24 protein-coding genes are annotated in these 24,724 nt (G+C 64.5%); 21 read left to right on the forward strand and 3 right to left on the reverse strand.

Annotated elements, in window-relative coordinates; all coding sequences use genetic code 11:
• The 10 genes from dnaA to CLM73_RS00050 all read left to right on the forward strand — a co-directional run bounded on the left by dnaA (nucleotide 1) and on the right by CLM73_RS00050 (nucleotide 11,637).
• Complete coding sequence (gene dnaA / locus CLM73_RS00005) at nucleotides 1-1,461, forward strand: chromosomal replication initiator protein DnaA (protein WP_105236794.1); 1,461 nt, start codon at nucleotides 1-3, stop codon at nucleotides 1,459-1,461.
• A gap of 2 nt (nucleotides 1,462-1,463) precedes the next feature.
• The gene (gene dnaN / locus CLM73_RS00010) at nucleotides 1,464-2,573 is read left to right on the forward strand and encodes a DNA polymerase III subunit beta (RefSeq protein WP_056567008.1); all 1,110 of its coding nucleotides are present in this window, start codon (nucleotides 1,464-1,466) and stop codon (nucleotides 2,571-2,573) included.
• 97 nt (nucleotides 2,574-2,670) lie between these two features.
• Entirely contained in the window at nucleotides 2,671-5,118 is a 2,448-nt protein-coding gene (gene gyrB / locus CLM73_RS00015) for a DNA topoisomerase (ATP-hydrolyzing) subunit B (RefSeq protein WP_105236796.1), read from the forward strand.
• 398 nt (nucleotides 5,119-5,516) lie between these two features.
• On the forward strand, nucleotides 5,517-6,266 hold the full coding sequence (locus CLM73_RS00020) for an SDR family NAD(P)-dependent oxidoreductase (protein WP_056566010.1): 750 nt from the start codon (nucleotides 5,517-5,519) through the stop codon (nucleotides 6,264-6,266).
• A 113-nt stretch (nucleotides 6,267-6,379) separates the two neighbouring features.
• A complete protein-coding gene (locus tag CLM73_RS00025; protein ID WP_105236797.1) occupies nucleotides 6,380-6,754 on the forward strand; it encodes a 4-hydroxythreonine-4-phosphate dehydrogenase in 375 nt (124 codons plus the stop codon).
• A 14-nt stretch (nucleotides 6,755-6,768) separates the two neighbouring features.
• Nucleotides 6,769-7,356, forward strand: a complete 588-nt coding sequence (locus CLM73_RS00030) for a VOC family protein (RefSeq protein WP_105236798.1) — start codon at nucleotides 6,769-6,771, stop codon at nucleotides 7,354-7,356.
• A gap of 30 nt (nucleotides 7,357-7,386) precedes the next feature.
• Nucleotides 7,387-7,806 carry a putative quinol monooxygenase gene (locus tag CLM73_RS00035; RefSeq protein WP_105236799.1) on the forward strand — a complete coding sequence of 140 codons (420 nt, stop codon included), beginning with the start codon at nucleotides 7,387-7,389 and terminating at the stop codon, nucleotides 7,804-7,806.
• 75 nt (nucleotides 7,807-7,881) lie between these two features.
• Complete coding sequence (locus tag CLM73_RS00040) at nucleotides 7,882-8,838, forward strand: helix-turn-helix domain-containing protein (protein WP_105236800.1); 957 nt, start codon at nucleotides 7,882-7,884, stop codon at nucleotides 8,836-8,838.
• 262 nt (nucleotides 8,839-9,100) lie between these two features.
• A complete protein-coding gene (locus tag CLM73_RS00045; protein WP_105236801.1) occupies nucleotides 9,101-9,490 on the forward strand; it encodes a hypothetical protein in 390 nt (129 codons plus the stop codon).
• 200 nt (nucleotides 9,491-9,690) lie between these two features.
• Entirely contained in the window at nucleotides 9,691-11,637 is a 1,947-nt protein-coding gene (locus CLM73_RS00050) for a WG repeat-containing protein (RefSeq protein ID WP_105236802.1), read from the forward strand.
• Nucleotides 11,638-11,663: 26 nt separating this feature from the next.
• On the opposite strand, the gene CLM73_RS00055 is transcribed toward CLM73_RS00050, so the two are convergent.
• Nucleotides 11,664-12,596, reverse strand: a complete 933-nt coding sequence (locus CLM73_RS00055; protein WP_082578919.1) for a LysR substrate-binding domain-containing protein — start codon at nucleotides 12,594-12,596, stop codon at nucleotides 11,664-11,666.
• Between the two features lie 171 nt (nucleotides 12,597-12,767).
• Here CLM73_RS00055 and CLM73_RS00060 point away from each other — a divergent pair, with 171 nt between their 5' ends.
• The 6 genes from CLM73_RS00060 (at nucleotide 12,768) to CLM73_RS00085 (ending at nucleotide 18,061) form a co-directional block, all read left to right on the forward strand.
• Nucleotides 12,768-13,679 (forward strand): amino acid ABC transporter substrate-binding protein, encoded by a 912-nt coding sequence (locus CLM73_RS00060; RefSeq protein ID WP_105236803.1) that lies wholly within the window; start codon nucleotides 12,768-12,770, stop codon nucleotides 13,677-13,679.
• A gap of 90 nt (nucleotides 13,680-13,769) precedes the next feature.
• Entirely contained in the window at nucleotides 13,770-14,534 is a 765-nt protein-coding gene (locus CLM73_RS00065) for an amino acid ABC transporter permease (RefSeq protein WP_105241308.1), read from the forward strand.
• Nucleotide 14,535: 1 nt separating this feature from the next.
• Nucleotides 14,536-15,225, forward strand: a complete 690-nt coding sequence (locus tag CLM73_RS00070; RefSeq protein ID WP_056565990.1) for an amino acid ABC transporter permease — start codon at nucleotides 14,536-14,538, stop codon at nucleotides 15,223-15,225.
• Nucleotides 15,226-15,289: 64 nt separating this feature from the next.
• Entirely contained in the window at nucleotides 15,290-16,024 is a 735-nt protein-coding gene (locus CLM73_RS00075) for an amino acid ABC transporter ATP-binding protein (RefSeq protein ID WP_105236804.1), read from the forward strand.
• 5 nt (nucleotides 16,025-16,029) lie between these two features.
• Nucleotides 16,030-17,112 (forward strand): threonine aldolase family protein, encoded by a 1,083-nt coding sequence (locus CLM73_RS00080; RefSeq protein WP_105236805.1) that lies wholly within the window; start codon nucleotides 16,030-16,032, stop codon nucleotides 17,110-17,112.
• A gap of 40 nt (nucleotides 17,113-17,152) precedes the next feature.
• Nucleotides 17,153-18,061: an EamA family transporter gene (locus CLM73_RS00085; RefSeq protein WP_105241309.1), complete on the forward strand. Its 909-nt coding sequence runs from the start codon at nucleotides 17,153-17,155 to the stop codon at nucleotides 18,059-18,061.
• 72 nt (nucleotides 18,062-18,133) lie between these two features.
• On the opposite strand, the gene CLM73_RS00090 is transcribed toward CLM73_RS00085, so the two are convergent.
• Nucleotides 18,134-18,430, reverse strand: a complete 297-nt coding sequence (locus CLM73_RS00090; protein ID WP_056565981.1) for an acylphosphatase — start codon at nucleotides 18,428-18,430, stop codon at nucleotides 18,134-18,136.
• A gap of 164 nt (nucleotides 18,431-18,594) precedes the next feature.
• On the opposite strand from CLM73_RS00090, the gene CLM73_RS00095 reads away from it, so the two are divergent.
• A complete protein-coding gene (locus CLM73_RS00095) occupies nucleotides 18,595-19,491 on the forward strand; it encodes a phytanoyl-CoA dioxygenase family protein (RefSeq protein ID WP_105236806.1) in 897 nt (298 codons plus the stop codon).
• 127 nt (nucleotides 19,492-19,618) lie between these two features.
• The gene (locus CLM73_RS00100; RefSeq protein ID WP_105236807.1) at nucleotides 19,619-20,782 is read left to right on the forward strand and encodes an alpha-hydroxy acid oxidase; all 1,164 of its coding nucleotides are present in this window, start codon (nucleotides 19,619-19,621) and stop codon (nucleotides 20,780-20,782) included.
• Between the two features lie 81 nt (nucleotides 20,783-20,863).
• Here CLM73_RS00100 and CLM73_RS00105 read toward each other — a convergent pair whose 3' ends face one another.
• A complete protein-coding gene (locus CLM73_RS00105; protein ID WP_105236808.1) occupies nucleotides 20,864-21,706 on the reverse strand; it encodes an IclR family transcriptional regulator in 843 nt (280 codons plus the stop codon).
• 210 nt (nucleotides 21,707-21,916) lie between these two features.
• On the opposite strand from CLM73_RS00105, the gene CLM73_RS00110 reads away from it, so the two are divergent.
• From CLM73_RS00110 to CLM73_RS00120, 3 genes are read left to right on the forward strand one after another with little or no spacing between them, the layout of a single operon-like run.
• Nucleotides 21,917-22,987, forward strand: coding sequence for an ABC transporter ATP-binding protein (locus CLM73_RS00110; protein ID WP_105236809.1), 1,071 nt, complete (start codon nucleotides 21,917-21,919; stop codon nucleotides 22,985-22,987).
• Nucleotide 22,988: 1 nt separating this feature from the next.
• Nucleotides 22,989-23,879: an ABC transporter permease gene (locus CLM73_RS00115; RefSeq protein WP_105236810.1), complete on the forward strand. Its 891-nt coding sequence runs from the start codon at nucleotides 22,989-22,991 to the stop codon at nucleotides 23,877-23,879.
• 18 nt (nucleotides 23,880-23,897) lie between these two features.
• The gene (locus CLM73_RS00120; RefSeq protein ID WP_056565965.1) at nucleotides 23,898-24,692 is read left to right on the forward strand and encodes an ABC transporter permease; all 795 of its coding nucleotides are present in this window, start codon (nucleotides 23,898-23,900) and stop codon (nucleotides 24,690-24,692) included.
• The last annotated feature ends 32 nt before the right edge of the window (nucleotides 24,693-24,724 follow it).

The raw sequence follows: 24,724 nt of genomic DNA on the forward strand, positions 1-24,724 counted from the left end.
ATGAAAGAATTCTGGCAGACCTGCGTCAGTCGTCTTGAGCAGGAACTCCCCCCCCAACAAATCAGCGCGTGGATACGACCGCTGGTCCCGCTTGCGTACGACGAAACGCAGGCGGTGCTGCGCGTTGCCGCGCCCAACCGCTTCAAGCTGGATTGGGTGCGCAAAAACTTTTCCCACCAGATCGAAGCGTTGGCCGCGGAGTGGTTCAAGCGACCGGTGCAGGTGCTGTTCGAGTTGCCTACGCAAGGGACCGCGCCGCGTATGCCGGTCGCGCCCGTGCGTGCCCAGCAGCCAGCCCAGCAACCGCACCCGTCCGCTGCGCCCCCTTCCGGCGCCGCGCCGCCCGTGACGGTCACCGTGACGACCGCCCCGCCCGCCCCCGCGACAACCGTCGCGGCGCAGGCCGTGAATGCGGACGCCGCCAACATCGTGTACGAGCGATCGCGCCTGAACACCGACCTCACGTTCGAGAACTTCGTGACCGGTAAGGCCAACCAGCTCGCGCGCGCGGCGGCGTTGCAGGTCGCGGAAAATCCCGGCACCTCGTACAACCCGTTGTTCCTGTATGGCGGCGTCGGCCTGGGCAAGACCCACCTGATCCACGCCATCGGCAACGCCATGGTTGCGGCGGGCACCGGGGTGCGCGTGCGCTATGTGCATGCTGACCAATACGTGTCCGACGTGGTCAAGGCCTACCAGCGCAAGGCGTTCGACGATTTCAAGCGTTACTACCATTCGCTCGATCTGCTGCTGATCGACGATATCCAGTTCTTCTCCGGCAAGAACCGCACGCAGGAAGAATTCTTCTATGCGTTCGAGGCGATGGTCGCGCAGCGCAAGCAGATCATCATCACCAGCGATACGTACCCCAAGGAACTGTCGGGCATCGACAGCCGCCTGATCTCGCGCTTTGACTCCGGCCTCACGGTGGCCATCGAGCCGCCGGAACTTGAAATGCGCGTGGCGATTCTGCTGCGCAAGGCCGAGTCCGAAGGCGTGCCCATGCCCGAGGAAGTGGCCTTCTTCATCGCCAAGCACCTGCGCAGCAACGTGCGCGAACTGGAAGGCGCGCTGCGCAAGGTCCTGGCCTACGCGCGCTTCCACGGCCGCGACGTGCTGACGGTGGATGTCTGCAAGGAAGCGCTGAAGGACCTGCTGTCGGTCTCCAACGGCCAGATCACCGTGGAAAACATCCAGAAGACGGTGGCGGACTTCTACAAGATCAAGGTCGCCGACATGTACTCGAAACGCCGGCCGGCCAATATCGCGTTGCCGCGCCAGGTAGCGATGTACCTGGCCAAGGAGCTGACCCAGAAAAGCCTGCCGGAAATCGGCGATTTATTCGGCGGCCGTGATCACACCACGGTGCTACACGCCGTTCGCAAGATTTCCGATGCCCGCGCCAAGCAAGCGGAGCTCAACCATACCCTGCACGTGTTGGAACAAACTCTAAAAGGATGAACATGCAACTCGTACAAACCACACGCGATGCATTGCTGAAACCGCTGTCGACTGTGGCGGGCATCGTCGAAAGACGCCATACCCTGCCCATTCTTGCGAACATCCTGATGCGCAAGGAAGGCAACAAGGTTGCCTTCATTGCGACCGACCTGGAAGTGCAGATCACGACGCACGCCGACTTTGGTGTCGGCCAGGACAACGAGTCCACCACGGTGGCCGCGCGCAAGCTGCTGGACATCCTGAAAGCCCTGCCCGATACCGGCGACGTGCGCCTGGCCCTGGCCAGCAACAAGCTGTCGGTGCAGTCCGCCAAGAGCCGCTTTGCGCTGCAGACGCTGGCCGCCAGCGAGTTCCCCACCGTGGCTCAGCCCGAGCAGTGGGACGTCTCGCTCACCATGCCGCAGCGCACCTTGCGCCACCTGTTCAACATGGTGCACTTCGCCATGGCCCAGCAGGACATCCGCTACTACCTGAACGGCATGCTGCTGGTGTTTGAACCGGGCCGTGTGCGTGCGGTTGCCACCGACGGCCACCGTCTGGCGCACTGCTCGACCGAAGCTGACGGCATCGCCGAGCGCCACGAAGTCATCGTGCCGCGCAAGACCGTGCTGGAAATGCAGCGCCTGCTGGAAGACTCCGACGAAACCGTCTCCATCGACGTGGCGCCGGGCCAGATCCGTTTCCGCTTTGGCGACGTCGAGCTGGTCTCCAAGCTGGTCGAAGGCAAGTTCCCCGATTTCACGCGTGTGATTCCCACGAACTACTCGCGCCACTTCCTGGTCGGCCGCGAAGCGCTCCAGGGCAGCCTGCAGCGCGCCGCCATCCTGACCACGGACAAGTTCAAGGGCGTGCGCCTGCAACTGGCGCAGAACCAGATGAAGATCTCGTCCTCGAACGCCGAGCAGGAAGAGGCACAGGAAGAAATCGACATCGACTACAGCCATGAAGCGCTGGACGTGGGTTTCAACGTGGGCTACCTGCTCGACGTGCTGGCCAACGTGAAGGTCGACAACATCCAGTGGTCGGTCATGCCCGATGCCAATGCGTCGGCGCTCATCACCCTGCCCGAAGACGACCAGTTCAAGTACGTCGTCATGCCGATGCGGATCTAGTCCGCACTCCCCCCGTGGGTTTGTGCCGCTTGCGGACCGGATGGTCCGCGGGCGGTCCGGCCGCCAGGCCGTTCTTTAAAGCGTTATCGATACAGACATGTCAGATCAGCAGAACACCACTCCCGAGACCAGCGGCTACGGCGCTGACTCGATCAAGATGCTCAAGGGGCTGGAGGCCGTGCGCAAGCGCCCCGGCATGTACATCGGCGACACGTCCGACGGCACCGGCCTGCACCACATGGTGTTTGAGGTCGTCGATAACGCCATCGACGAAGCCCTGGCCGGCTATTGCGACGACATCGTCGTCACGATCCATACCGACAACTCCATTTCCGTCACGGACAATGGCCGGGGTATCCCGACCGACATCCACAAGGACGACGAATTCCACCGCAGCGCGGCCGAAATCGTCATGACGGAACTGCACGCCGGCGGCAAGTTCGACCAGAACTCGTACAAGGTGTCCGGCGGCCTGCACGGCGTGGGCGTGTCGTGCGTGAACGCGCTGTCCGAATGGCTGCGGCTGACCATCCGCCGCAACGGCGAAGTGCACCAGATGGAATTCCGCCAGGGTGAGCGCGTGGCGCCCCTGGCCGTGACCGGCACGACCGACAAGCGCGGCACCGAAGTGCGCTTTTTGGCCGACCCGATCATCTTCAACAACATCGAATACCACTACGAGATCCTCTCCAAGCGCTTGCGCGAGCTCTCGTTCCTGAACAACGGCGTCAAGATCCGCCTGATCGACCAGCGTCAGGGCAAGGAAGAGAACTTCGCGTTCTCGGGCGGCGTGAAGGGCTTTGTTGAATACATCAACCGCGCCAAGACCGTGCTGCACCCGAACGTGTTCTCGGTCAGCACCGAGTCCGCGGCCGGCGGCGTGTCCGTGGGCGTTGAAGTGGCGATGCAGTGGAACGACAGCTACAGCGAAAGCGTGCTGTGCTTCACCAACAACATCCCGCAGCGCGACGGCGGTTCGCACCTGACCGGCCTGCGCGCCGCGATGACGCGCATCATCAACAAGTACATCACCGACAACGAACTGGCCAAGAAGGCCAAGGTCGAGACGTCCGGCGACGACATGCGCGAAGGCCTGGCCTGCGTGCTGTCCGTCAAAGTGCCCGAGCCCAAGTTCAGCAGCCAGACCAAGGACAAGCTGGTGTCCAGCGAAGTGCGTCCGGCCGTTGAAGAAGCCGTGGCCCGCACGCTGGAAACCTGGCTGCTCGAGCACCCGAACGACGCCAAGGCCCTGTGCAACAAGATCGTCGAAGCCGCCCGCGCCCGCGAAGCCGCGCGCAAGGCGCGCGAGATGACGCGCCGCAAGAGCGTGCTGGAAGGCGCCGGCCTGCCCGGCAAGCTGGCTGACTGCCAGGAAAAGGATCCCGCGCTGTGCGAGCTGTACATCGTCGAGGGTGACTCCGCAGGCGGCTCGGCCAAGCAGGGCCGCGATCGCAAGTTCCAGGCCATCCTGCCGCTGCGCGGCAAGGTGCTGAACGTCGAGAAGGCACGCTTTGACCGCCTGATCGCCAGCGAGCAGATCGCCACGCTGATCACGGCGCTGGGCACCAGCATCGGTCCCGACTTCAATGTGGAAAAGCTGCGCTACCACCGCCTCATCATCATGACTGACGCGGACGTTGACGGCGCGCACATCCGCACCCTGCTGCTCACGCTGCTGTACCGTCAGATGCCCGAGCTGGTGCAGCGCGGCTACGTGTACATCGCGCAGCCGCCGCTCTACAAGGTCAAAGTTGGCCGCGAAGAGCGCTATCTGAAGGATGACCAGGAAGAAGCGCAGTTCATGCTGACGCTCGCCCTGAAGGACGCCGAGATCATCTCGGGCGGCAACATCATCCGCGGCGAAGAACTGAACGACCTGGCGCGCCAGTACGTGGCGGCCGACGGCGTCATCGCCCGCCTGTCGCGCGTGTTCGACGTGGGCGCGCTGTCGGCCATGGCCGAAGGCGTCGAGATCAACCTGGAAACCGCCGAGGCCGCCGCGGACTCCGCCAAGCGGCTGGCCGACGCCATGCGCGATCCCATCAACGGCAATGGCGTTGAAGTCGTCCCGCAATTCGACGAAGCCACCGAGCGCCATCGCCTGTCCGTGCAGCGCATGCACCACGGCAACGTGCGCGTCAGCATCATCGACGCCGACTTCATCAATGGCTCGGATTACGCCATCCTGTCCAAGGCCGCCAAGAGCTTCCTGGGCAAGGTCGGCGCGCGTTCGATGGCCGCTCGCGGTGAAGGCGACAAGCGCAAGGAACAGCCCGTATCCGACTTCCGCGAAGCCATGCAGTGGCTGCGCAGCGAAGCCGACCGCAGCATCTCCAAGCAGCGCTACAAGGGTCTGGGTGAAATGAACCCCGAGCAGCTGTGGGAAACCACGATGGACCCGAAGGTGCGCCGCCTGTTGCGCGTGCAGATCGAGGACGCCATTGCGGCGGACGAGGTCTTCACCACGCTGATGGGCGACGACGTCGAACCGCGCCGCAACTTCATCGAAACGCACGCGCTGTCGGCGGGCAACATCGACGCTTGATCTTGTTGGATCCCGCGAATACCTAGTTTTTCCCGGGAGTTCTGGCGTTCGTAATAGGGGCTGCTTTTGCAGCCCCTTTTTCTTTGGTTCTCGGCAGTTCAAGCCGAAATTCCCTGCCAGCCGAGCGGTTCCAGATTTCGCCATTGCTCAGGTGAAAAACCGCCCTGCCTCCCAACCACGCGGGCATCGCTGGAATCCCCATCAACGGGTCCGCGCATGACATCCGCCGCTGCGCGCTGATTATCCATAAATATGGATAGTTATTCCAATCTTGCAGGGTTTATTCATTATCCCCGCACGCCTACAGTACCTCCATGCGCAGTCAACACGGCGATTCAGGAGACTCCCCTCCCGAGCCGGCTGACTGAAAACTTCCTCATCAGGTAATGGAGCTCATCATGAATCAGCAACTCAACGGCAAGATTGCACTCGTCACCGGCGGCACCACGGGCATCGGTCTGGCGACCGCTCAGGAATTGGCCGCGCAAGGTGCGCGCGTCTTCATCACCGGCCGCCGCCAGGCCGAACTCGATGCCGCCGTGGCCAGCATCGGCGGCGCGGCAACGGGCATCCGTGCCGACGCGTCGGTGCTGAGCGACCTGGACAACGTCTACGCGCAGATCGCCAAGAGCGCCGGCAAGCTCGACATCCTGTTCGCCAACGCGGGCGGCGGCGACATGATGCCGCTGGGCGCGATCACGGAAGAGCACTTCGATCGCATCTTCGGCACCAATGTGCGCGGCACGTTGTTTACCGTGCAAAAGGCCTTGCCGCTGCTGGTCGATGGCGCTTCGGTAATCCTGACGGCGTCGACCGTATCGATCCAGGGCACGGAAAATTTCAGCGTGTATAGCGCCAGCAAGGCGGCGGTGCGCAACTTCGCGCGCTCGTGGGCGTTGGATCTGAAGCCGCGCGGCATCCGCGTGAACGTCGTCAGCCCCGGTCCGATCCGCACGCCGGGCCTGGGCGGTCTGGTTCCCGACGAAGCCCGCCAGGGGCTGTTCGATCATCTGGCCGCGCAGGTGCCGCTGGGCCGGCTGGGCGAACCGCAAGAGATCGGCAAGGCCGTGGCGTTTCTGGCTTCAGACGCAGCGAGCTTCGTCAACGGCATCGAGCTGTTTGTCGACGGCGGGATGGCGCAGGTCTGAACGCATCGCGCTTCCGATCGCGACTTCTCAACATGAAATTCTTGACTCATTGCGTATTGGCGCTGGCTGCGATGTGCAGCGCGCCTTATGCGCACGCACAGGAAACATCACCAATGAAACCCGACACGCACGACGCCGCCGATGTGGCGCAACGCTTGATCGACATCCATTTTTCGATATGGAACGACGCAAGCGCCCAATCCCGCGAACTGAAGTTTGACCAGGTGTACACGCAAGATTTCTTCGTGGCCGATCAAAGCGGTGTCGCCGCAGGTTATGCAGAGGTAAACCGCCTGATCGAGCAGTTGCAAGGCACCCATGTCGGATTCCAGTTCACGCCAGCTCCAATCACTTGGAATCATGGTCTCGGCCGCGTGGTCTGGAGCTATGGTCCGCGCGGCAATCCGGACCAGGTGCACGGAGAGGATATCTTCACCATCAAAGACGGCAAGCTTGCGAGCGCCCACGTCTTTCTCGATCGTCCGTAAGTGAGATACGCATCATGAAACTACTGGCTTCTTGCCTCATGGCGATTGGCGTTCTGACAGGTGGCGCATCGCAGGCGGCTGGCATCCGCGTGGCGGGTGTGGATCACGTGGGTATCAACGTGCCCGATCTGAAGCAGGCGGAGACGTTCTTCGTCAGTGCCTTCGGATGCGAATCGGTGACACGAATCGGGCCATTCCAGCTGGACCCTACGGCGTCGCCCGATGCTGCGGGTTTCGCGCCCCGCGCCGATAGCGTCACGATTGCCATGCTGCGTTGCGGAGCAGGGTCAAACATCGAGTTGTTCGAATACAAGAATTCGCGGGGCAGCAAGGTCATGCCGCGCGCCGAGGATATTGGCGCCTCGCATATCGCGTTCTACACCGACGATATCGAGGGTGCAGTGTCTTATCTGAAGGCCCAAGGCATCACCGTTCTGGGTAAACCCGTCACGATGACATCGGGCGATACCGAAGGTGAGACGTGGGTTCACTTTCGCTCGCCTTGGGGGTCAGACATGGAACTCGTCAGCTACCCGAATGGCAAGGGATATGAACACCGCACCAGCCTCAGGCTGTGGAATCCCAAGCACCCCGGGCAGTGAACCGTCACACGAACCATCGACAGGATTGATATGAACCTTCCCCATCAACCCGGCGCCTACGGCGCCCAATTCCCCGACCATGGCCAGTCTGCCGCCGACCATGACAAAGACCTGCCGACATCGGTTGTGGTTGCGGCCTATTACCGCGTGCACCCCGAAGACCGGCAGTCATTTGTCGATGCCGTCATCCCCGACATGCTGGCCGCCAGAAAGATGCCCGGCTGCATCTACTACGCCTTTGCCGCGGATCTGACGGACGCCAATCTGTTTCATCTCGTGGAGGGCTGGGCGGATGAGGCGGCTTACGAGCGTCACGAACACGCGCCGTCGTTCCTGGCGGCGCTGGCGCACGTCGTCAAGCATGTTCGAATTCTGGATCGGCAGGGAATCCGGTATGAAGTCGCGCGGCAGATCATCGATGACCCACGGAGCAAGGTGGCTCCGGCCTGAGGCGCGCAGCGGGCATGCGGTGCGCGGAATCGTCCGCGCGTTGCGCATGCCGATGTTTGCAGCACGAGTTTTCCTATGAATGATCCGGATGCCTTGGTTCAGATCTGGTCTACCGATACGGTTCCGGAGACGCAAAGAAGGAAGTACTGGATAGATGCGGTGGGCCAATCCATCGACAAGGCGGAAATCGCCATCCCGGACGATGCGCACTTTCGGGCAGAACTTCGGTCGCGTGAGATGGGTGTGTTGCGCATCAGCAAGACCGAAGCCAGCGTCGGCGTGACGGTTCGGCGTACCGCGGCCAACATCGCCACAGATGGCCGTGAGCGATATTTCCTTGTTGGGTCATACCGCGCGATGTGGTCGTTGGGCACCCGTGGACGTGCCGAACGCTTGCAACCCGAAGACCTTGTCTTGTTGAGTTCGCGCCGGGAGTACACGCTGCGCCTGCCCGATGCGTCGGAGATCTTTACGATCAGTTTTCCAAGCAGCTGGATCAGCGTATGGATAGCCAATCCTGAAGATCACGTCGGCGTTCGCCTGGATGCCTCGATGGGCTGGTCTCGCGTGTTGTGCGCGTTTGTCCGGCAGCTATGTTCGGAGTTTGCGAACGCCGCGGCGGATAGGCAGGGCACGCTCGCCGATCAACTTGGCGCCCTCATCGGTCTTGCCGTGGAGGATGCCCCCGATACGACGCGCAGCGCCGCCAGAAGCGTATATGAACGAGTACGGAAGGTGCTGCTCGACCGCCACGTTGAGTCCAGCCTCACGGCTGCGGATGTGGCGGCAGATCTGGGCATCTCGGTGCGTACCTTGTATCGGCACACGTCCGGATTACGGATATCGATTCCGCGCGCGATTGCCGAGATACGCCTGGAGACGGCGAAGCGAATGCTCGCGAGTCGTGTCTTTCGCGCCTTGAGTGTCGCGGAGATTGGCCGCAGGTGCGGCTACAGCGATGCATCGCATTTTGTCAGGCAGTTTCGTCTGTTCTGCGGGCTGACGCCCGGCGAGTTTCGCCGGCAGGCCTAGGTTGGCACAACCATGGCACAACCCGGCAATCACCGTGGCGCAAAACGGCCATTGGCGTGTCAAACCCGCTACTAGAATTTTTGGCGCGTTGCTGGATGCCTTTGCCTCGACTGTGGTTCAGACGAGTGTGGGCGCGTTCGCCACAACCGCTTTCCGAGCCGCTTTTTCAGAGACACCAAAAATGATAGTAGAGATCGGCAGTGCCAGTTCGACGCCAGTCGCTTCGCGGTACGAACCACCGTCCCCCCCTCCCGCTTCTCAAGTGAATGAAGTCGGCGCCACGGAGCCGGAGTCGCAGACAGATGCCGACGCGTCGTCGACCGACACGTCGGCGGCGCAGCAGAGCAAGGACTCGGATCCCGCCAAGAATGGAGGCGAATCGCTGGAGTCGCTCAGGGAGCAGATTGCGCAATTGGAGAAGCAGCTTGCGCAAGCGCTGGAAGAGTTGCGCGATGTTCAGTCGGCCACCATGGATGAAAAGCAGAAGGCCGCGCTGACGGCCGCCCTTCAGGTGAAAGTGGCGGTGTTGAACTCGTCTTTGATGTCCATGATGATGAAGCTGGCAGAGGCCATTGCCAATGAGAACGGCAAGAACTTCGAGAGTGCGGTTGCGCTGGCGGCGTCTCAAGGTGGTGGCGGCAGCGCGGGTTGAATGGACGCCAGCGGATCCGCCCGCGGTGGATTCGCGAATACACTTCGGTCAGGAAGACCTGACGAAAGGCCGTGCGGATTGAAGGTGATTGCACATCGAAGGCCAGCCCGATCCGGGCTGGCCTTTTGTCTTTCCGGATCCGGCTATCGGGTGTCACCAATCAAGCGCCCCGGGCGCCTCTGCAATCAAAGGAAGTGAAGATGGGAAATCGGGCCTGGCTGTATCTGTGCTCGGACGAGGATGAAGGCGCGCCGCCCGCGGAGATCGCCAGCGCGAACGGCAACCTGCCGACGTTGTGGCAGGTGCTGCTGGCGAGTGGCGAGTCCGGCGCGGCGCCGGATGACCAGGACCTCCTTGGTGATGTCGATGGCGATGGCAATGGTGCGGGCATTGCCGCCGATGCGCGCGTTGCCCATCAGCGGCTGGGCGAACTGGCGGCATTCATGGGGGCGCACTCGGATCGCGACGATGCGCTGCCCGTGCTGCAGTTCGATGCCGCCGCGCAGTATCTAGGCGAGCTGATCGAAGAACACGACGACGACGGCGAGTTGTGGATAAGCGCAAATCTCAATGAACTGTCGTGGCTGCACGCGGACGGCTCGGCGGCTTACGTTCACCAGACGCGTACCTTGTGCGAAGAACGCTGGCTAGCCGTGCGGCAAGGCATGCAGGCCGGTGACTTGGCCGCTGTGTGCCGATTGCTGGACGTGCAGGATGCCGGCGACGCCTCCGGCTGGGCGTGGCGATTTGGTTTTGGCGGACTGTCGCATTCCTACTTTCATGAACAGGAGCCGGCCCGCACGGTCAGTTTCGAGGACTATGTGGCCGAGGGTGGCGATGATGACGGCGCGTGGCTTGGCGGCGGGTTGTACCGCTACCGTGTGGACAAGTTGTGGGGGCTGCGAGCGGTCGATCCAGAATCCGAATCCGACGACAACGACGATTGCTGGCTGCCGGTGATGGCACCGCAGTGGGATGCGATCTGGCGCAGTGGCGCGTCCGATGAAGGCGTGCTGTGGATAAGCCGCGAAGGACGCACCGGGCTGCTGCGCGTGACGGAAAACGTTGCTAGCGTGCTCGTGGCGCCGCGCTTTGACGCGGTATGGGATTTTGAAGAGGACGTGGCAAGCGTCCAGGTGGGCGACAAGATCGGTCTGATCGCCGCGGACGGCCGTGAAATCCTGCCGCCGTCATTGGACGAGGCCTGGAACTGCGCGCAAGGCCTGGTGGTGGCGCGCGTGGGAGATCGGCTGGGCTTTGTGGACAAGTCGGGTGGCTGGGCGATCACGCCGCGCTTCGAGGACGCGGGGTCGTTCTGCCCCGGGGGCCTGGCGCCCGCGTTCGAGGCGCAGGCGTGGGGGCTCATCGACCGGCATGGGTATTGGGTGGCGGCGCCCGAGTGGGAGGACGTTTATTGGGACGAGGACCTGCATGCGTTCATCACCGAGCGCGATGGGATGCAGGGGCTGATCGATGCATCGGGGCGGCCGGTGCTGGATGCGAGCTTTGCTGCGCTCGCGCCGCTGGATACCTCGGCGGATGCTGCCGAACTGTGGAAAAGCGGCTTGATGCGGATCAGCGTGCTGACGCCAGATGCGCGGCGTGGCGTGGTGGATGGCGAGGGGGCGGTGCGCGTGCCCATCGTTTACAGCGATCTCGGTGAGGTGAGCTGGCTGCCGTCGGAACGGCCAGGCATCCCGGAGCCCGCGCCTGATGGCCAGGCGGGGCGGTATGCGCGGATCCTGGCGAATGTGGGGCGCGATGACGATGGCGACGAGACGTGGGCCGAGGGCGTGTACGACATGGCCGAGGGCCGCGAGGTGCTTGCCTGCCGCCATGTGCTGACGTTCGGGTTGGCGTGGAACGGCGGGTATGGGTGGCTGGTGATGCACGCGGACGAAGCGCCCTGCCCTTACAACGTGGACGGGTTTTTCGTGGGCGTGGCGCGCGCTGAGGGCGACTGGCTGCATGAACCCGCCTACGCCTGGATCGGCTCGCCGGAATCCTTGCAGACGGCGGCGGGCGTCTACAACGGCCCGCCGGCGATTGCGGAGCAATGGAGCAAGGGCGAACCGGTGCGGGCCATGCGTGGCGACACGGGCGGGCTGGTGATGCTGCACCGCGACGGGCGGGTGACGCCGGCCTAGGCAGTTGCCTTCGCCGTCGCGAACGGCTACCGCGGCGGCCGCGCCTTCAGATCCCCCATCTCTTCCTGCATCAGCTGGTGCGCATAGCGCGAGAACACCGTGACCAGGCGCGTGCGCGTGTGATACGGCGGATACAGCAGCGCGACGGTGACCGGCACCGCCGGGCTGAACGGCCGGACCTCGACGCCGTTCGCTTCGTACTCCTCGCGCGCGGCCAGGGGGTTGATCAAGGCTACGCCCAGCCCCGCGCCCACCAGCGCGCACACCGACGAGCCCAACCCCGCTTCGGCCACCGTATGGCGTTCGACCTTGGCGGACTTGAAGACGGCGTCGATCTTTTCGCGCAGCGGGGTGCCGCTGGGAAACGCAACGAAGGGCTCGCCCGCGAAGTCGGCGGGCTTGAGCTTCTTCAGTTTGGTCAGGCGGTGTCCGCGCGGCAGCACCGCCACGCAGCTCATCGTGAGCACGGGCTCGACCTGGATGCCGGGCGCCTCGCCGGACAGCATCGCCAGCCCCGTGTCGCAGAACCCCGAGCTGATCCAGTTGTGGACCGCGCTGGCGTTGCCCGAGTGGATGGACACCATGACGTCCGGGTACTCGGTCTTGAAGGCGGCGACGATGCGCGCCAGTAGCCCGCCCGCCAGGCGTGGCATGGCCGCCACACTCAGGCGGCTGGCGCTGAACGAGCGGATGCTGGCCGCCGCCGACTCCAGGCCGGCGAGGCCGATGAAGGTCTTTTCGACCTCCTGAAAGAAGCGCGACCCGTCCTGGGTCGGGCTCAGCCGGCTGCCATTGCGGTCAAACAATGGAAACTGGGTGATGGCTTCCAATTGCGCGATTAAGCGGCTAACGTGCGGCTGCGAGGTATGCACCCGGCGGGCCGCAGCGGTCATGGATCCGGTCATCATGACGGCGCGGAACGCCTCAATGTGTCGCAAGCCCATGCGAGTAATGGCCATGTCAAATCCGTATAGAGGAATACCTGATTGGAACTGGATAAAACCATACTGCTAGTTGATACTTTTTGCCAGCCGCGGGGCTCATCGCGGGACGCGGCGGTCGCCAGCCAGACTGGATCCGCCGATCGTGATCATAAACACGCGCCGCACGTACGGCGCCAAGGGAATCAGATGAAAGCACTTGCCGCGATCTCCGTCGCCGCCGCCCTGCTGGGCACCACCGCGACGGCTTATGCCGAAGGCCCCAGCCGCCTGGACAAGATCCGGGAAACCGGCGTCCTGACGATCGGCCACCCCGAGACCTCGGTGCCGTTTGCCTATCTGGACGGCAATCAGAAGCCGATCGGCTACACGGTCGAGATCTGCCAGGAAGTCGCCAAGTACGTGCAGGAAGCGCTGAAGCTGCCCAAGCTTGAAGTCCGCTACAACCCGACGACGTCTGCCACGCGCATTCCGCTGCTGGCCAACGGCACGATCGACCTGGAATGCGGCAACACCACCAACAACGAAGCCCGTCACAAGCTGGTGTCCTTCGCGCCCACGACCTTCGTAGCGCAGGTGGTGCTGGTGGCGCGCAAGGACGGCGGCGTGGACCCCAATGACCTGTCCTCGTTCCGCGGCAAGACCATCGCGGCGCAGGCCGGCGGCCAGACGTTCAAGCTGATTTCGCAATTGAATGCGCAGGGTAACCTGGGTATCTCCATGGCGCCCACCAAGGACACCGCCGAAACCATCCTGATGGTGGAATCGGGCCGCGCCGCGGGTTCGGCCAATGACGACGGCATCGCCTATGGCGCCGTGGCCTCGTCCAAGAACCCGGACGCCTTCGTGATCGGCAAGAAGGGCCTGGAACTGGCGCCCTACGGCATCATGCAGCCCAAGGACGATCCCAAGTTCAAGAAGGTGGTCGACGATGCGGTGCTGGACCTGATGAAGACCGGCAAGGTTGCCGCGCTGTACGACAAGTACTTCAATGCGCCGATCCCGCCCAAGCAGATCAACCTGAAGTACCCCATGAGCGACGCCCTGAAGCGCGCGCTCGCCAAGCCCACCGACTCGGGCGATCCCAAGGCCTACGAGTAAGCAGCATGCCGCGGGGCGCAGCGCGTTCCCGCGGCGAATGACGAGGCAAAGACGCCGGCCATGACCGGCGTTGCAATCAAGGGCGAGGGCATGAATTACAACTGGAGTTGGAGCGTCTTCCTGGAGATGTCGCCGGACGGCGTGCATACCTTCCTGGAAACGATCCTGATCGGCGTGGGCTGGACGCTCGCGCTGGCACTGACGGCGTGGGTGTTCTCGCTGTTGCTGGGGTCCTGGCTGGGCGTGATGCGCACGGCGCAGTCCCGTCTGATGAACGCCGTCGGCGCGACGTATGTGGAGCTTTTCCGCAATGTGCCGCTGCTGGTGCAGATGTTCCTGTGGTATTTCGTGCTGCCCGAACTTCTGCCGCATGCCTGGGGCCTGGCGATGAAGCAGATGTCGCAGCCCTGGGGGCAGTTTCTGCCCGCGGTGCTGTGCCTGGGTTTTTACGGATCGGCGCGCGTGGCCGAGCAGTTGCGCGCAGGCATCCAGTCGCTGCCGCGCGGCCAGTTTCAGGCGGGGACCGCGCTGGGACTGACCGAGGCGCAAGTCTATCGCTACATCATCCTGCCCGAGGCCTATCGCATCGTGCTGCCGCCGCTGACCTCGGAGTTCATGGGCACGATCAAGTATTCGTCGGTGGCGCTGACCATTGGCCTTCTGGAATTGACGGGCCAGGCGCGCTCGATGGCGGAGTTCAGCTTTCACATCTTCGAGGCGTTCTCGGCCGCGACGGTGATCTACCTGATTCTGAACGGCATCGTCGTGCTGGGGATGCGCACGCTCGAGCGCCGTGTCGCGGTGCCCGGGCTGATCGGCGCGGCCGCGAAGTCGCCTGCGGGATTGGGGCGCTGACATGGGCAAATTCGATTTTGATGTGATCTGGGGCTCGCTGCCGTACCTGTTCCAGACCGGCATGACCTTCACGCTGACGCTGACCGTGCTGGCGGCGGTGATGGGGCTGGCGCTGGGCACGATCCTGGCGATGATGCGCCTGTCGCGCTACAAGATCCTGTCGGTGCCGGCGGGCATCTACGTGAACGTGATGCGTTCGATCCCGCTCTTGCTGGTGATCTTCTGGTTCTACTTTTTGATGCCGTACATCGCCGCGTGGGTGGTGGGCTCGCCCACGCCGCTGCGCGTGGGGGCGTTCAACTCGGCGGTGATCACGTTCACGCTGTTCGAGGCCGCGTACTTCTGCGAAATCATGCGTGCCGGCATCCAGTCCATCGCGCGCGGCCAGGTGTCGGCCAGCATGGCGCTGGGCCTGAATCATTGGCAGGGCATGCGCTACGTCGTGCTGCCGCAGGCGCTGCGCAACATGGTGCCGGCGCTGCTGACGCGCGTCATCATCCTGTTCCAGGACACGTCGCTGGTGTATGTGCTGTCGCTCACCGACTTCCTGGGCGCCGCGTCCAAGATCGGCCAGCGTGACGGCCGGCTGGTCGAACTCTATCTCTTCGTGGCGGTGGTGTATTTCGTGATTTGCTTCACGGCATCGCGTCTGGTCAAGCAGCTTGAAAAGCGTACGCGGGTGCTGCGCTGAGCGGCTTGCCGCGGCGCCCATGTTATCCACAGGTTCAACGATGCAATCCTCTTCCAATCCCCCGATGATCGAGATCCGGCAGGTCAGCAAATGGTACGGCGACTTCCAGGTGCTGGACGACTGCTCCACCACCGTGCGCCGCGGTGAAGTCGTGGTGGTGTGCGGCCCGTCCGGGTCGGGCAAGTCCACGCTGATCAAGACCGTCAACGCGCTTGAACCCTTTCAGAAGGGCGAGATCGTGGTCAACGGCGTGTCGGTGGGCGATCCGCGCACCGACCTGCCCAAGCTGCGCGCGGTGGCTGGCATGGTGTTCCAGCACTTCGAGCTGTTCCCGCACCTGTCGGTGACCGAGAACCTGTGCCTGGGGCAGATCAAGGTGCTCAAACGCGGCAAGGACGAAGCGCGTCAGCGCGCGCTTGCGCTGCTTGAACGCGTGGGCCTGTCGGCGCACAAGGACAAGCATCCCGGCGAACTGTCGGGCGGCCAGCAGCAGCGCGTGGCGATCGCCCGGGCGCTGTCGATGGACCCGGTCGTGATGCTGTTCGATGAGCCCACGTCGGCGCTGGACCCGGAGATGGTCAACGAGGTGCTGGACGTGATGACCGACCTGGCCGGCGAAGGCATGACCATGATGGTGGTGACCCACGAGATGGGGTTCGCGCGCCGCGTCGCCGACCGTGTGATCTTCATGGACGGCGGCAAGATTGTCGAGGACTGCCAGAAGGAGGAGTTCTTCGGCAATGTCGAGGAGCGTGCCCCGCGCACGCGCCAATTTCTTTCCAAAATTTTGCAGCATTGAAAGCCATGACCCAGCGGACCCCCGCCGAACCTCCCCCACCTCGCGTCGACCTGCGCAGCGATACGGTCACGCACCCGACCGCGGCCATGTATGAGCGCATGCGCACCGCGCCGATCGGCGATGACGGCCTGGACGGCGATCCCACCGTGCGCGAGCTGGAGGCCTATGTGGCGTCCAGCCTGGGCAAGGAGGCGGGCCTGTTCGTGCCGAGCTGCACGATGGCCAACCTGCTGGCCGTGCTGGCGCAAACGCAGCGCAGCGAGCAGGTGGCGCTGGAAGCGACCGCCCACATGTACACGTCGGAACGCGGCGCGGCCACGTTCACGGGTCTGTTCTACCAAGGCTTGCCGGGCGCCGAAGGCGCGATGGACCTGAACCGGCTCGAAGACGCGCTGATGACGGGCGGTCACCGGCTCAAGACCGCGCTCGTGGCGATGGAGACGTCGCACAACAACGCGGGCGGCACGGTCTTACCGCTGGACCACATGCGGGCCGTGCATGGCATGGCGCGCGCGGCTGGCGTGTCCGTGCACCTGGATGGTGCGCGGCTGTTCAACGCGGCGGTGGCGCTGGGCGTGCCGGCCACGGACATCACGCGTCATACGGACACGGTGTCGCTGTGCCTGTCCAAGGGCCTGAGCGCGCCGGTGGGCGCGGTGCTGGCGGGCAGTCAGGCCGTTATCGCCAAGTCGCGCACGCTGCGCCGCATGCTGGGCGGCACGCAGCGGCAGTCCGGCATCATGGCCGCAGCCGGCCTGGAAGGCGTGCAGCACATGAGCGCGCGTCTGTCCGAAGACCACGTGCGCGCGCGCCGGCTGAGCGACGGCATCAATGCGATAAAGAGCGGGCTGAAAGGCGCCCAGGCGCCCGCGCTGACCGCGACCGTGCCGCAAACCAACATCGTGCAGGTCGAGACCGCGGACACCGGCATGACCAATGCCGAGTGGGTCGCGGCCCTGCAGGCGCAAGGCGTGCTGACGCGTCCCTGGGGCCGCACGCGGCTGCGTTGCGTCACGCACCGGCACATCGGCGACGACGATATCGACGTGGCCGTCAAGGCGTTTTCCGCGGTGCTGAACGCGCGCTGATTCAGCCTTTTTTGGGGTGGGCGATGCGATAATGCCCGCCATGTCCACCCCCACTCATCTTTCCCGGAAAGACTATTTCTGCGCCCTCGCGGTGGTGGTCATCTGGGGCCTGAATTTCGTTGTCATGAAGGTCGGCATGCGGGGCTTGTCTCCCATGATGCTGGGCGCGTTGCGATTCGCGCTGGCGGCCTTCCCGCTCATTCTCTTCGTGCGCATGCCGCGGCTGCCGTGGCACTGGGTCGCGGCCTACGGGCTGGTCCAGGGGCTGGGCCAGTTCGGCCTGCTGTTCACCGCGCTCAAGTTCGGCATGCCGGCCGGCATGGCGTCGCTTGTCATCCAGACCCAGGCATTCTTCACGCTGCTGCTGGCCGCGCCCGTGCTGCATGAGCGCGCGCGGCGGCATCATTGGATCGGACTGGGCGTGGCCGCGATGGGCCTCGCGGTCATCGCGGGGGCGCGTGGCGACGGGCCGGGGCAGATGACGATGCTGGGCTTTGTCCTGACGCTGGGGGCGGCGTTCATGTGGGCGGTGTCCAACATGATCGTCCGGCTGGCCAGCCGCAAGGCGCCCGGGTACGACCCCTTCGCGTTCATCGCATGGAGCAGCGCCGCCCCGGTGCTGCCCTTCCTGGCGCTGGCCGTGTTGATCGACGGCTGGGAACCGGTGGTCGGCATGGTCACCGGTATGGGCTGGGGCGAGGCGTTGTCGGTGCTGTACCTGGCGGTGCTGGCTACGCTGGTCGCCTACACGCTGTGGACGCAACTGCTGTCGCGCCATCCCGCGGCCAAGGTCGCGCCGTTCTCGCTGCTTGTGCCCGTGGTGGGGCTGTGGGCGGCGTCCATGGCGTTCGGCGAGCGGCTGCAGCCGCTGCAATGGGCGGGCGCCGGATGCGTGCTGGCCGGGCTGGTCATCAACCAGGTCGGCGCGCGCTGGATGCGCACGCGCTAGCGCTGGTCAGCCTTTGCGTTACAGGGGCCTCATCCGCCCGGTCTACATCGTGCCGGCGAGGCCCCGCAGACCTCAAAGTTGCTCGAAGCGGATGTAACGCTTATCGGTGTACTCCCGGCGCGTGATGATTTCCTGCACCGACGCGCCCGGCGGTCCGCGGCGCAGCCATTCCAGCATGTGATCGACCTGGTCAGGCGTGCCCTGCACCAGCGCTTCGACCGTGCCGTCCAGCATGTTCTGCACCCAGCCCTTCGCGCCAAGCATGTGAGCGCGCCGCACCGTGGCGTGCCGGTAGCCCACGCCTTGCACCGTGCCGCTGACGGTGACGTGGACGGTTTCGATCTGGGTATCGGCCTTAGGGTCTTGCATGGGTTTTTCCTTCGGATGATGCGCCGCCACGCTCGACTGGCGTAGGCGGAACCGGCTACAGCGGATGGTCTATAGGCCCGGGGGGGTTCGAAGCGATACGTTAGAGCCCATGTCAAAACGTGCCAGCTTAGAAATACCCATTACCAGAGCTTGGAGAAGCCATTATGGAAGAGACCAGTTTGTTGTCGGATGCCGAGACAGCGCGCTACAGGGATCAGGGTTACCTGGCCTTGAAGGACATGTGCCCTCAGGACGAGGTCGGCTACATCCGCAGGACGCTGCTGGACTTGTTCTCGAATAAGACGGGTTACAACGAGGGCGCGCAATATGACTTTGTCAGCCGCGACGACCCGAGCAAGCCCGCGAAGTTTCCGAGTCTGCACGATCCGCGACATTATGCCCCGGGCCTGCTGAAGACGGTTTACCACGAACGCACGCTGGAACTGGCGCGGCAACTGCTGGGCCCGCAGGCGGCGCTGTATGGCGAGCACGCGTTGCTCAAGCCCGGCCCGCACGGTCCGGAAACGCCGTGGCACCAGGACGAAGCCTTCCGGTCGCCGGACTTTGTCTACAACGAGCTGAGCATCTGGCTGGCGCTGCAGCCGGCCACCGTCGAGAACGGCTGCATGCAGTTCCTGCCGGGCTCGAACAAATGGGACGTGCTGGAGCACCGCTCTCCGGGCGGCGACAAGACGCTGCATCCGCTGGAATGCTGCGGTGATTTCCCGCGCGAACAGGCGGTGGCCGAACCCCTTGATCCGGGCGGCATCACCGTCCACGATGCGCGCACGCTGCACTTCACCGGACCGAACACGTCGCAGACGCCGCGGCTGGCGTACATCCTGATCTACAACACGCCGCCGGTGTACAAGCCGGGCCGCCGGGAATTCCCGTGGCTGGAGGGCCGCTGGACCGACAGCCAGACCCGCAAAAAGCAATGGCACAAGCGCGGCGGGTTGGCGGTGGACGTGATGCGCCGGCTGCCGGGCGCGCGGCTGACCAGCCCGCGCTGGGTGGCGTGGGCAACGATACGCGCGGTCAGCAAGGTGTGGCCGCGCTAGGGCTGGGCGTGCAGGGGCCATAGAGCCTTTGCGCAGGGGGGCGAACGGGGCCGGCAAGCGACGCTTGCCGGCCTCGGCGCGTATACTGGGCGGCGCTGGCGCCCCCCTACCACTCCACAGACACTCCATGACCGCTAACCTTTCTACGATCACCTGCATCGAAGATTTGCGCGTTGTCGCGCAGAAGCGCGTGCCGCGCATGTTCTACGACTACGCCGATTCCGGCGCCTGGACCGAAGGCACCTATCGCGCGAACGAAAGCGACTTTCATCGGATCAAGCTGCGCCAGCGCGTGGCGGTCAACATGGAAGGCCGGTCGCTGCGCACCACCATGGTGGGCCAGGACGTGGTCATGCCGCTGGCGATTTCGCCCACGGGCCTGACCGGCATGCAGCATGCCGACGGCGAAATTCTGGCCGCCAAGGCCGCCGCCGATTTCGGCGTGCCGTTCACGCTGTCCACGATGAGCATCTGCTCGCTGGAAGACGTGGCGCAGGCCACCGGCAAGCCCTTCTGGTTCCAGCTCTACGTCATGCGCGACCGCGAGTTCGTGGGCAACCTGATCGACCGCGCCAAGGCCGCCGGCTGCTCGGCGCTGGTGCTGACGCTGGACCTGCAGATCCTGGGCCAGCGCCACAAGGACATCAAGAACGGCCTGTCCACGCCGCCCAAGCCCACGCTGCGCAACCTCATCAACCTGGCGACCAAGCCGCGCTGGTGCATGGGCATGCTGGGCACCAAGCGCCGCACCTTCGGCAACATCGTCGGCCACGCCAAGGGCGTGAGCGACCTGTCGTCGCTGTCGTCGTGGACGGCCGAGCAATTCGATCCGCGCCTGAGCTGGGACGACGTGGAATGGATCAAGCAGCGCTGGGGCGGCAAGCTCATCATCAAGGGCATTCTTGACGTCGAGGACGCGCAGCTCGCCGCCAACAGCGGCGCCGACGCGCTCATCGTCAGCAACCACGGCGGTCGCCAGCTTGACGGCGCCATGTCGTCCATCGCGGCCCTGCCGGGAATTGCCGATGCCGTGGGTTCGAAGATCGAGGTGTGGATGGACGGCGGCATCCGCTCCGGCCAGGACATCCTGAAGGCCGTGGCGCTGGGCGCGCGCGGCACGATGATCGGCCGCGCCTTCCTGTACGGGCTGGGCGCATACGGCCAGGCCGGCGTGACTCGCACGCTGGAGATCCTGTACAAGGAAATGGACACGACGATGGCGCTGTGCGGCCGCCGCACGATCGAGCCGGGCGACCGCAGCATTCTGCTGCCGGGCACGTATCCGACCTGATCGCTGACGCTTGTCGAGAAAACCCGGACCTTTGCGTGTCCGGGTTTTTTTATGCACGGACGCCGCGCACCGGCGCCTTGGCTACGCGCCGTTGCCCGTGCCCAGAAACTGGCTGGGACGGCGCAGCGCCGGGTCGAAAGGGTTGATCTGCGCGCCCACCGCGTCGGCCTCGCGGCGCAGCATTTCCACGATCAGCGGCAGGCGTTCGTCGCTGATGCGTTCGATGGGCGCCGCCACGCTCAATGCGGCGACCGTGACGCCGTTGGGATCGTAGACCGGCACTGCCAGCCCCGCGATGTTGGGAAACACGCCCTGCCCCTGACTGCGCGCGTAGCGCAGTTCCAGGCATTCCTTGATGCGCACGCGCATCGAGATCTCGTCCACGAAGCCCAGGTGATGCAGGCGCGGAATGTTGAAGCGCATGACCTCTTCGCGCTCGGCTTCGGGCAGGCTGGCCAGGAGCACCAGGCCGCCTTGTCCCATGCCGAGTGGCACACGGCCGCCGATGTCGCCGGTGTGCGAGCGTACCGGAAAGGCGCCGTCGACCCGATCCACGCAGACCGCATCAAAGCCGCTGCGCACCAGCAGAAAGATGGTGTCGTTGAGCATGCCCGATAGCCGCAGCATGGCTGGCCGGTAGAGCGTGCGCAAACTGGACTGATGGTTGCCCGCCGCGGCCGCCAGGGAAAAGAAGGCGACGCTGAGCTGATAGCCCTTGCTTTGGGCCGGCTGCTCCACCACGCCCTCCTGCATCAAACCTTGCAGCACCCGATGCACCGTGGCCTGCGCCTGGCCCGTGCGGGCGGCGATATCGGTCAGGCGCAGCTTGTCTCCCTTGGCGTCGGCCAGCACGCGCAGCACGGCAAACGCCCGCTGCAACACGCCCTGGCCTGCGGAATCTTCCGCCGCTTCTGATTTCTTCATTCTCGGGTTCCGATAATCAAAATAGTCTGACGTACTTTTATCAGGAAATTCAGTCTAACGGAAATAACTAATAAAAAATTCGATTCTTCGGAAAACCCTAATTGACCCTCTGTTTTGGCGGCTCCTAGACTGCGCCATCACTTAGGCAGCCTGGGCGGCACTTTTTCCACCCGGCGGTGCAGGGCCCGGACGGGCCACGGGGTTTGGAACATGGCATTTCTGCGGCTGGACAACGTCTCCAAGAACTACGGCGATCTGCGTGTCGTCTCGGACTTCTGCCTGTCGGTCGATAAGGGCGAGTTCGTCTCACTGCTCGGCCCGTCCGGTTGCGGCAAGACCACCACGCTGCAGATGATTGCCGGCTTTGCCGACGTGACCTGCGGCACCATCACGCTGGACGGCCGCGACATCACGCACGCCAAGCCCAACACGCGCGGGCTGGGCATCGTGTTCCAGAGCTATGCGCTGTTTCCGCACCTGACCGTGGCCGACAACGTGGCCTTCGGCTTGAAGATGCGCAAGGTCGAACGTGCCGAGCGCCAGGACCGCGTGCGCGAGGCGTTGGCGCTGGTCAAGCTGGACAAGCATGCGGACCGCTTCCCGCGCGAACTGTCGGGCGGCCAGCGGCAACGCGTGGCGCTGGCCCGCGCGCTGGTGATCCGTCCGCCTGTGCTGCTGCTGGATGAACCGCTGTCCAACCTGGACGCCAAGCTGCGCGAAGACATGCAGTTCGAGCTGCGCAGCATTCAGCGCAAGATCGGCACCACCACCGTCATGGTCACGCACGATCAGGCCGAGGCCCTGTCCATCAGCGATCGCGTTGTGGTCATGCAGGACGGCCGCGCGACGCAAGTGGACGCGCCCTACCGCATGTATGAACACCCGCAAACCGAGTTCATCTCGCGCTTTGTCGGCAAGACCAATCTGCTGCCCGGCCGCGTGACGCGCTGCGGCGCGCAGGCCGAAGTCCAGACCGGCGCGCTGAGCCTTGTGGTCGACGGCGAAGGCCTGCGCCACGGCGACAGCGTGCAGTTGTCGCTGCGCCCGGAAAAGCTGGTGCCCGTGCCGTCCGGCCAAGGCAAGCTCGCCTGTGTCGTCAACACGCGCTATTTCCTGGGCAGCCAGTGGATGTACGACCTGGATTCGCCGGTGGGGGCGCTGACCATCCTGACGCCCAATGACGGCCGCCGCCCGCATGACGACGGCGAGCAGATCGGGCTGGATTGGGCGGACGGGGTGCTGCGCGTGCTGCGCGCACCTGCTGCCGCGGCGGCGGACTGACATGGCGACGCTTACGCAACGCGGCGCTGCCGCCAACCCGCCCAAGCCGCGCAACGACGGGATGCTGGCCATTCTGGGGTCCATTCCGCTGGCCCTCGTGTTTCTCACGCTGGTGCTCACGCCGCTGGCGCTGACCTTTGCCCTGTCGTTCCGGCCTTTCGATTACGCCACCGGCATCCAGCCCGGCCACACGTTCGAACACTACCTGGCCGTGGTGACGGACGGCTATTTCATCGAGATCTTCTGGCGCACCTTCTGGATCGCCGGCGTCACCACGCTGATCTGCGTGCTGATCGGCGCGCCCGAGGCCTACATCCTGTCGCGCATGCGCAAGCCCTGGCGCTCGATCTTCCTCCTGGTGGTGCTGTCGCCGCTGCTGATTTCGCTGGTGGTGCGCGCGTTCGGCTGGAGCATGCTGTTGGGGCCGGGCGGGCCGCTGGGCAAGGCGGCCGCCGCGCTGGGGCTGGGCACGCTGCTGTACACGCCCACCGCCGTCATCATCGGCCTCGTGCACGTCATGCTGCCCTTCATGGTGATTCCGGTCTGGACGTCGCTGCAGAAGCTGGACCCCACCGTCGAGCACGCGGCGCTGTCGCTGAACGCCTCGCGCTTTCAGACGCTGACGCGCATCGTGCTGCCGCAGGCCATGCCCGGCATTCTGTCCGGCAGCCTCATCGTGTTTGGCCTGTCGGCCAGCTCGTTCGCGATTCCCGCGCTGCTGGGCGGACGGCGGCTGAAGATGGTGGCCACCGTCGTGTACGACGAGTTCCTGACCGAGCTGAACTGGCCGCTGGGTGCGGCGATCGCCATCGTGCTGCTTATCGTGAACGTGATCGTCATGATGGCGTACAACCGCGTCGTTGAACGCTCTTACCGCCGCAGTCTGGGCTGACCCGCGCAAGGATTCAACATGCAGAAGAACGGTCCTTTCGCGCTGGCGTTCAACTTTCTGGTGGTGGCCTTCGTGCTGGCGCCGCTGGTCATCGTGTGCCTGGTGGCGTTTACGCCGGACTCGACGCTGACCGTACCCACCACAAGCTTCTCGCTGCGGTGGTTCCACGCGGTCTTCGACCATCCCAACTTCATGCAGGCGTTCAAGAACAGCCTGTGGCTCGCGTTCCTGTCGGCCAGCATTGCCGTGTGCCTGGCGGTGCCCGCCGCCATCGCCATCACGCGCTACCGCTTCCCGGGGCGCGACGTGCTCAACGGCCTGTTCCTGTCGCCGCTGATGATTCCCCACCTGGTGCTGGGCGTGGCGCTCTTGCGCTTCTTTGCGCTGATGGGCATGGCCGGCAGCTTTCCGTGGCTGGTGGCCAGCCACGTCGTCGTCATCACGCCTTACGTGATGCGCCTGGTGATCGGCGCGCTGGTGGGCTTTGACCGCTCCATCGAGCACGCGGCGCTGTCGCTCGGCGCCAGCCGCGCGACGGTGTTCTTCACGGTCACCTTGCCGCTCATCATTCCCGGCGTGTCCGGCGGCTGGCTGCTGGCGTTCATCAATAGCTTCGACGAACTGACGATGTCGGTGTTCATCACTGCGCCGTCGACCATCACGCTGCCGGTGCGCATGTACATGTACGCCACGGAATCCATCGACCCGATGATGGCCGCCGTGTCCGCGCTGGTGATCGCGCTGACGGCCGTGACGATGCTGCTGCTGGACCGCGTGTATGGCCTGGACCGCGTCCTGGTGGGCCAGAAATGAATTCACTGCCGACAGCCGCAAAGGAGCCGCGC

This window comes from Achromobacter spanius (assembly GCF_002966795.1).
Classification (GTDB): Bacteria; Pseudomonadota; Gammaproteobacteria; order Burkholderiales; family Burkholderiaceae_B; genus Achromobacter; species Achromobacter spanius_D.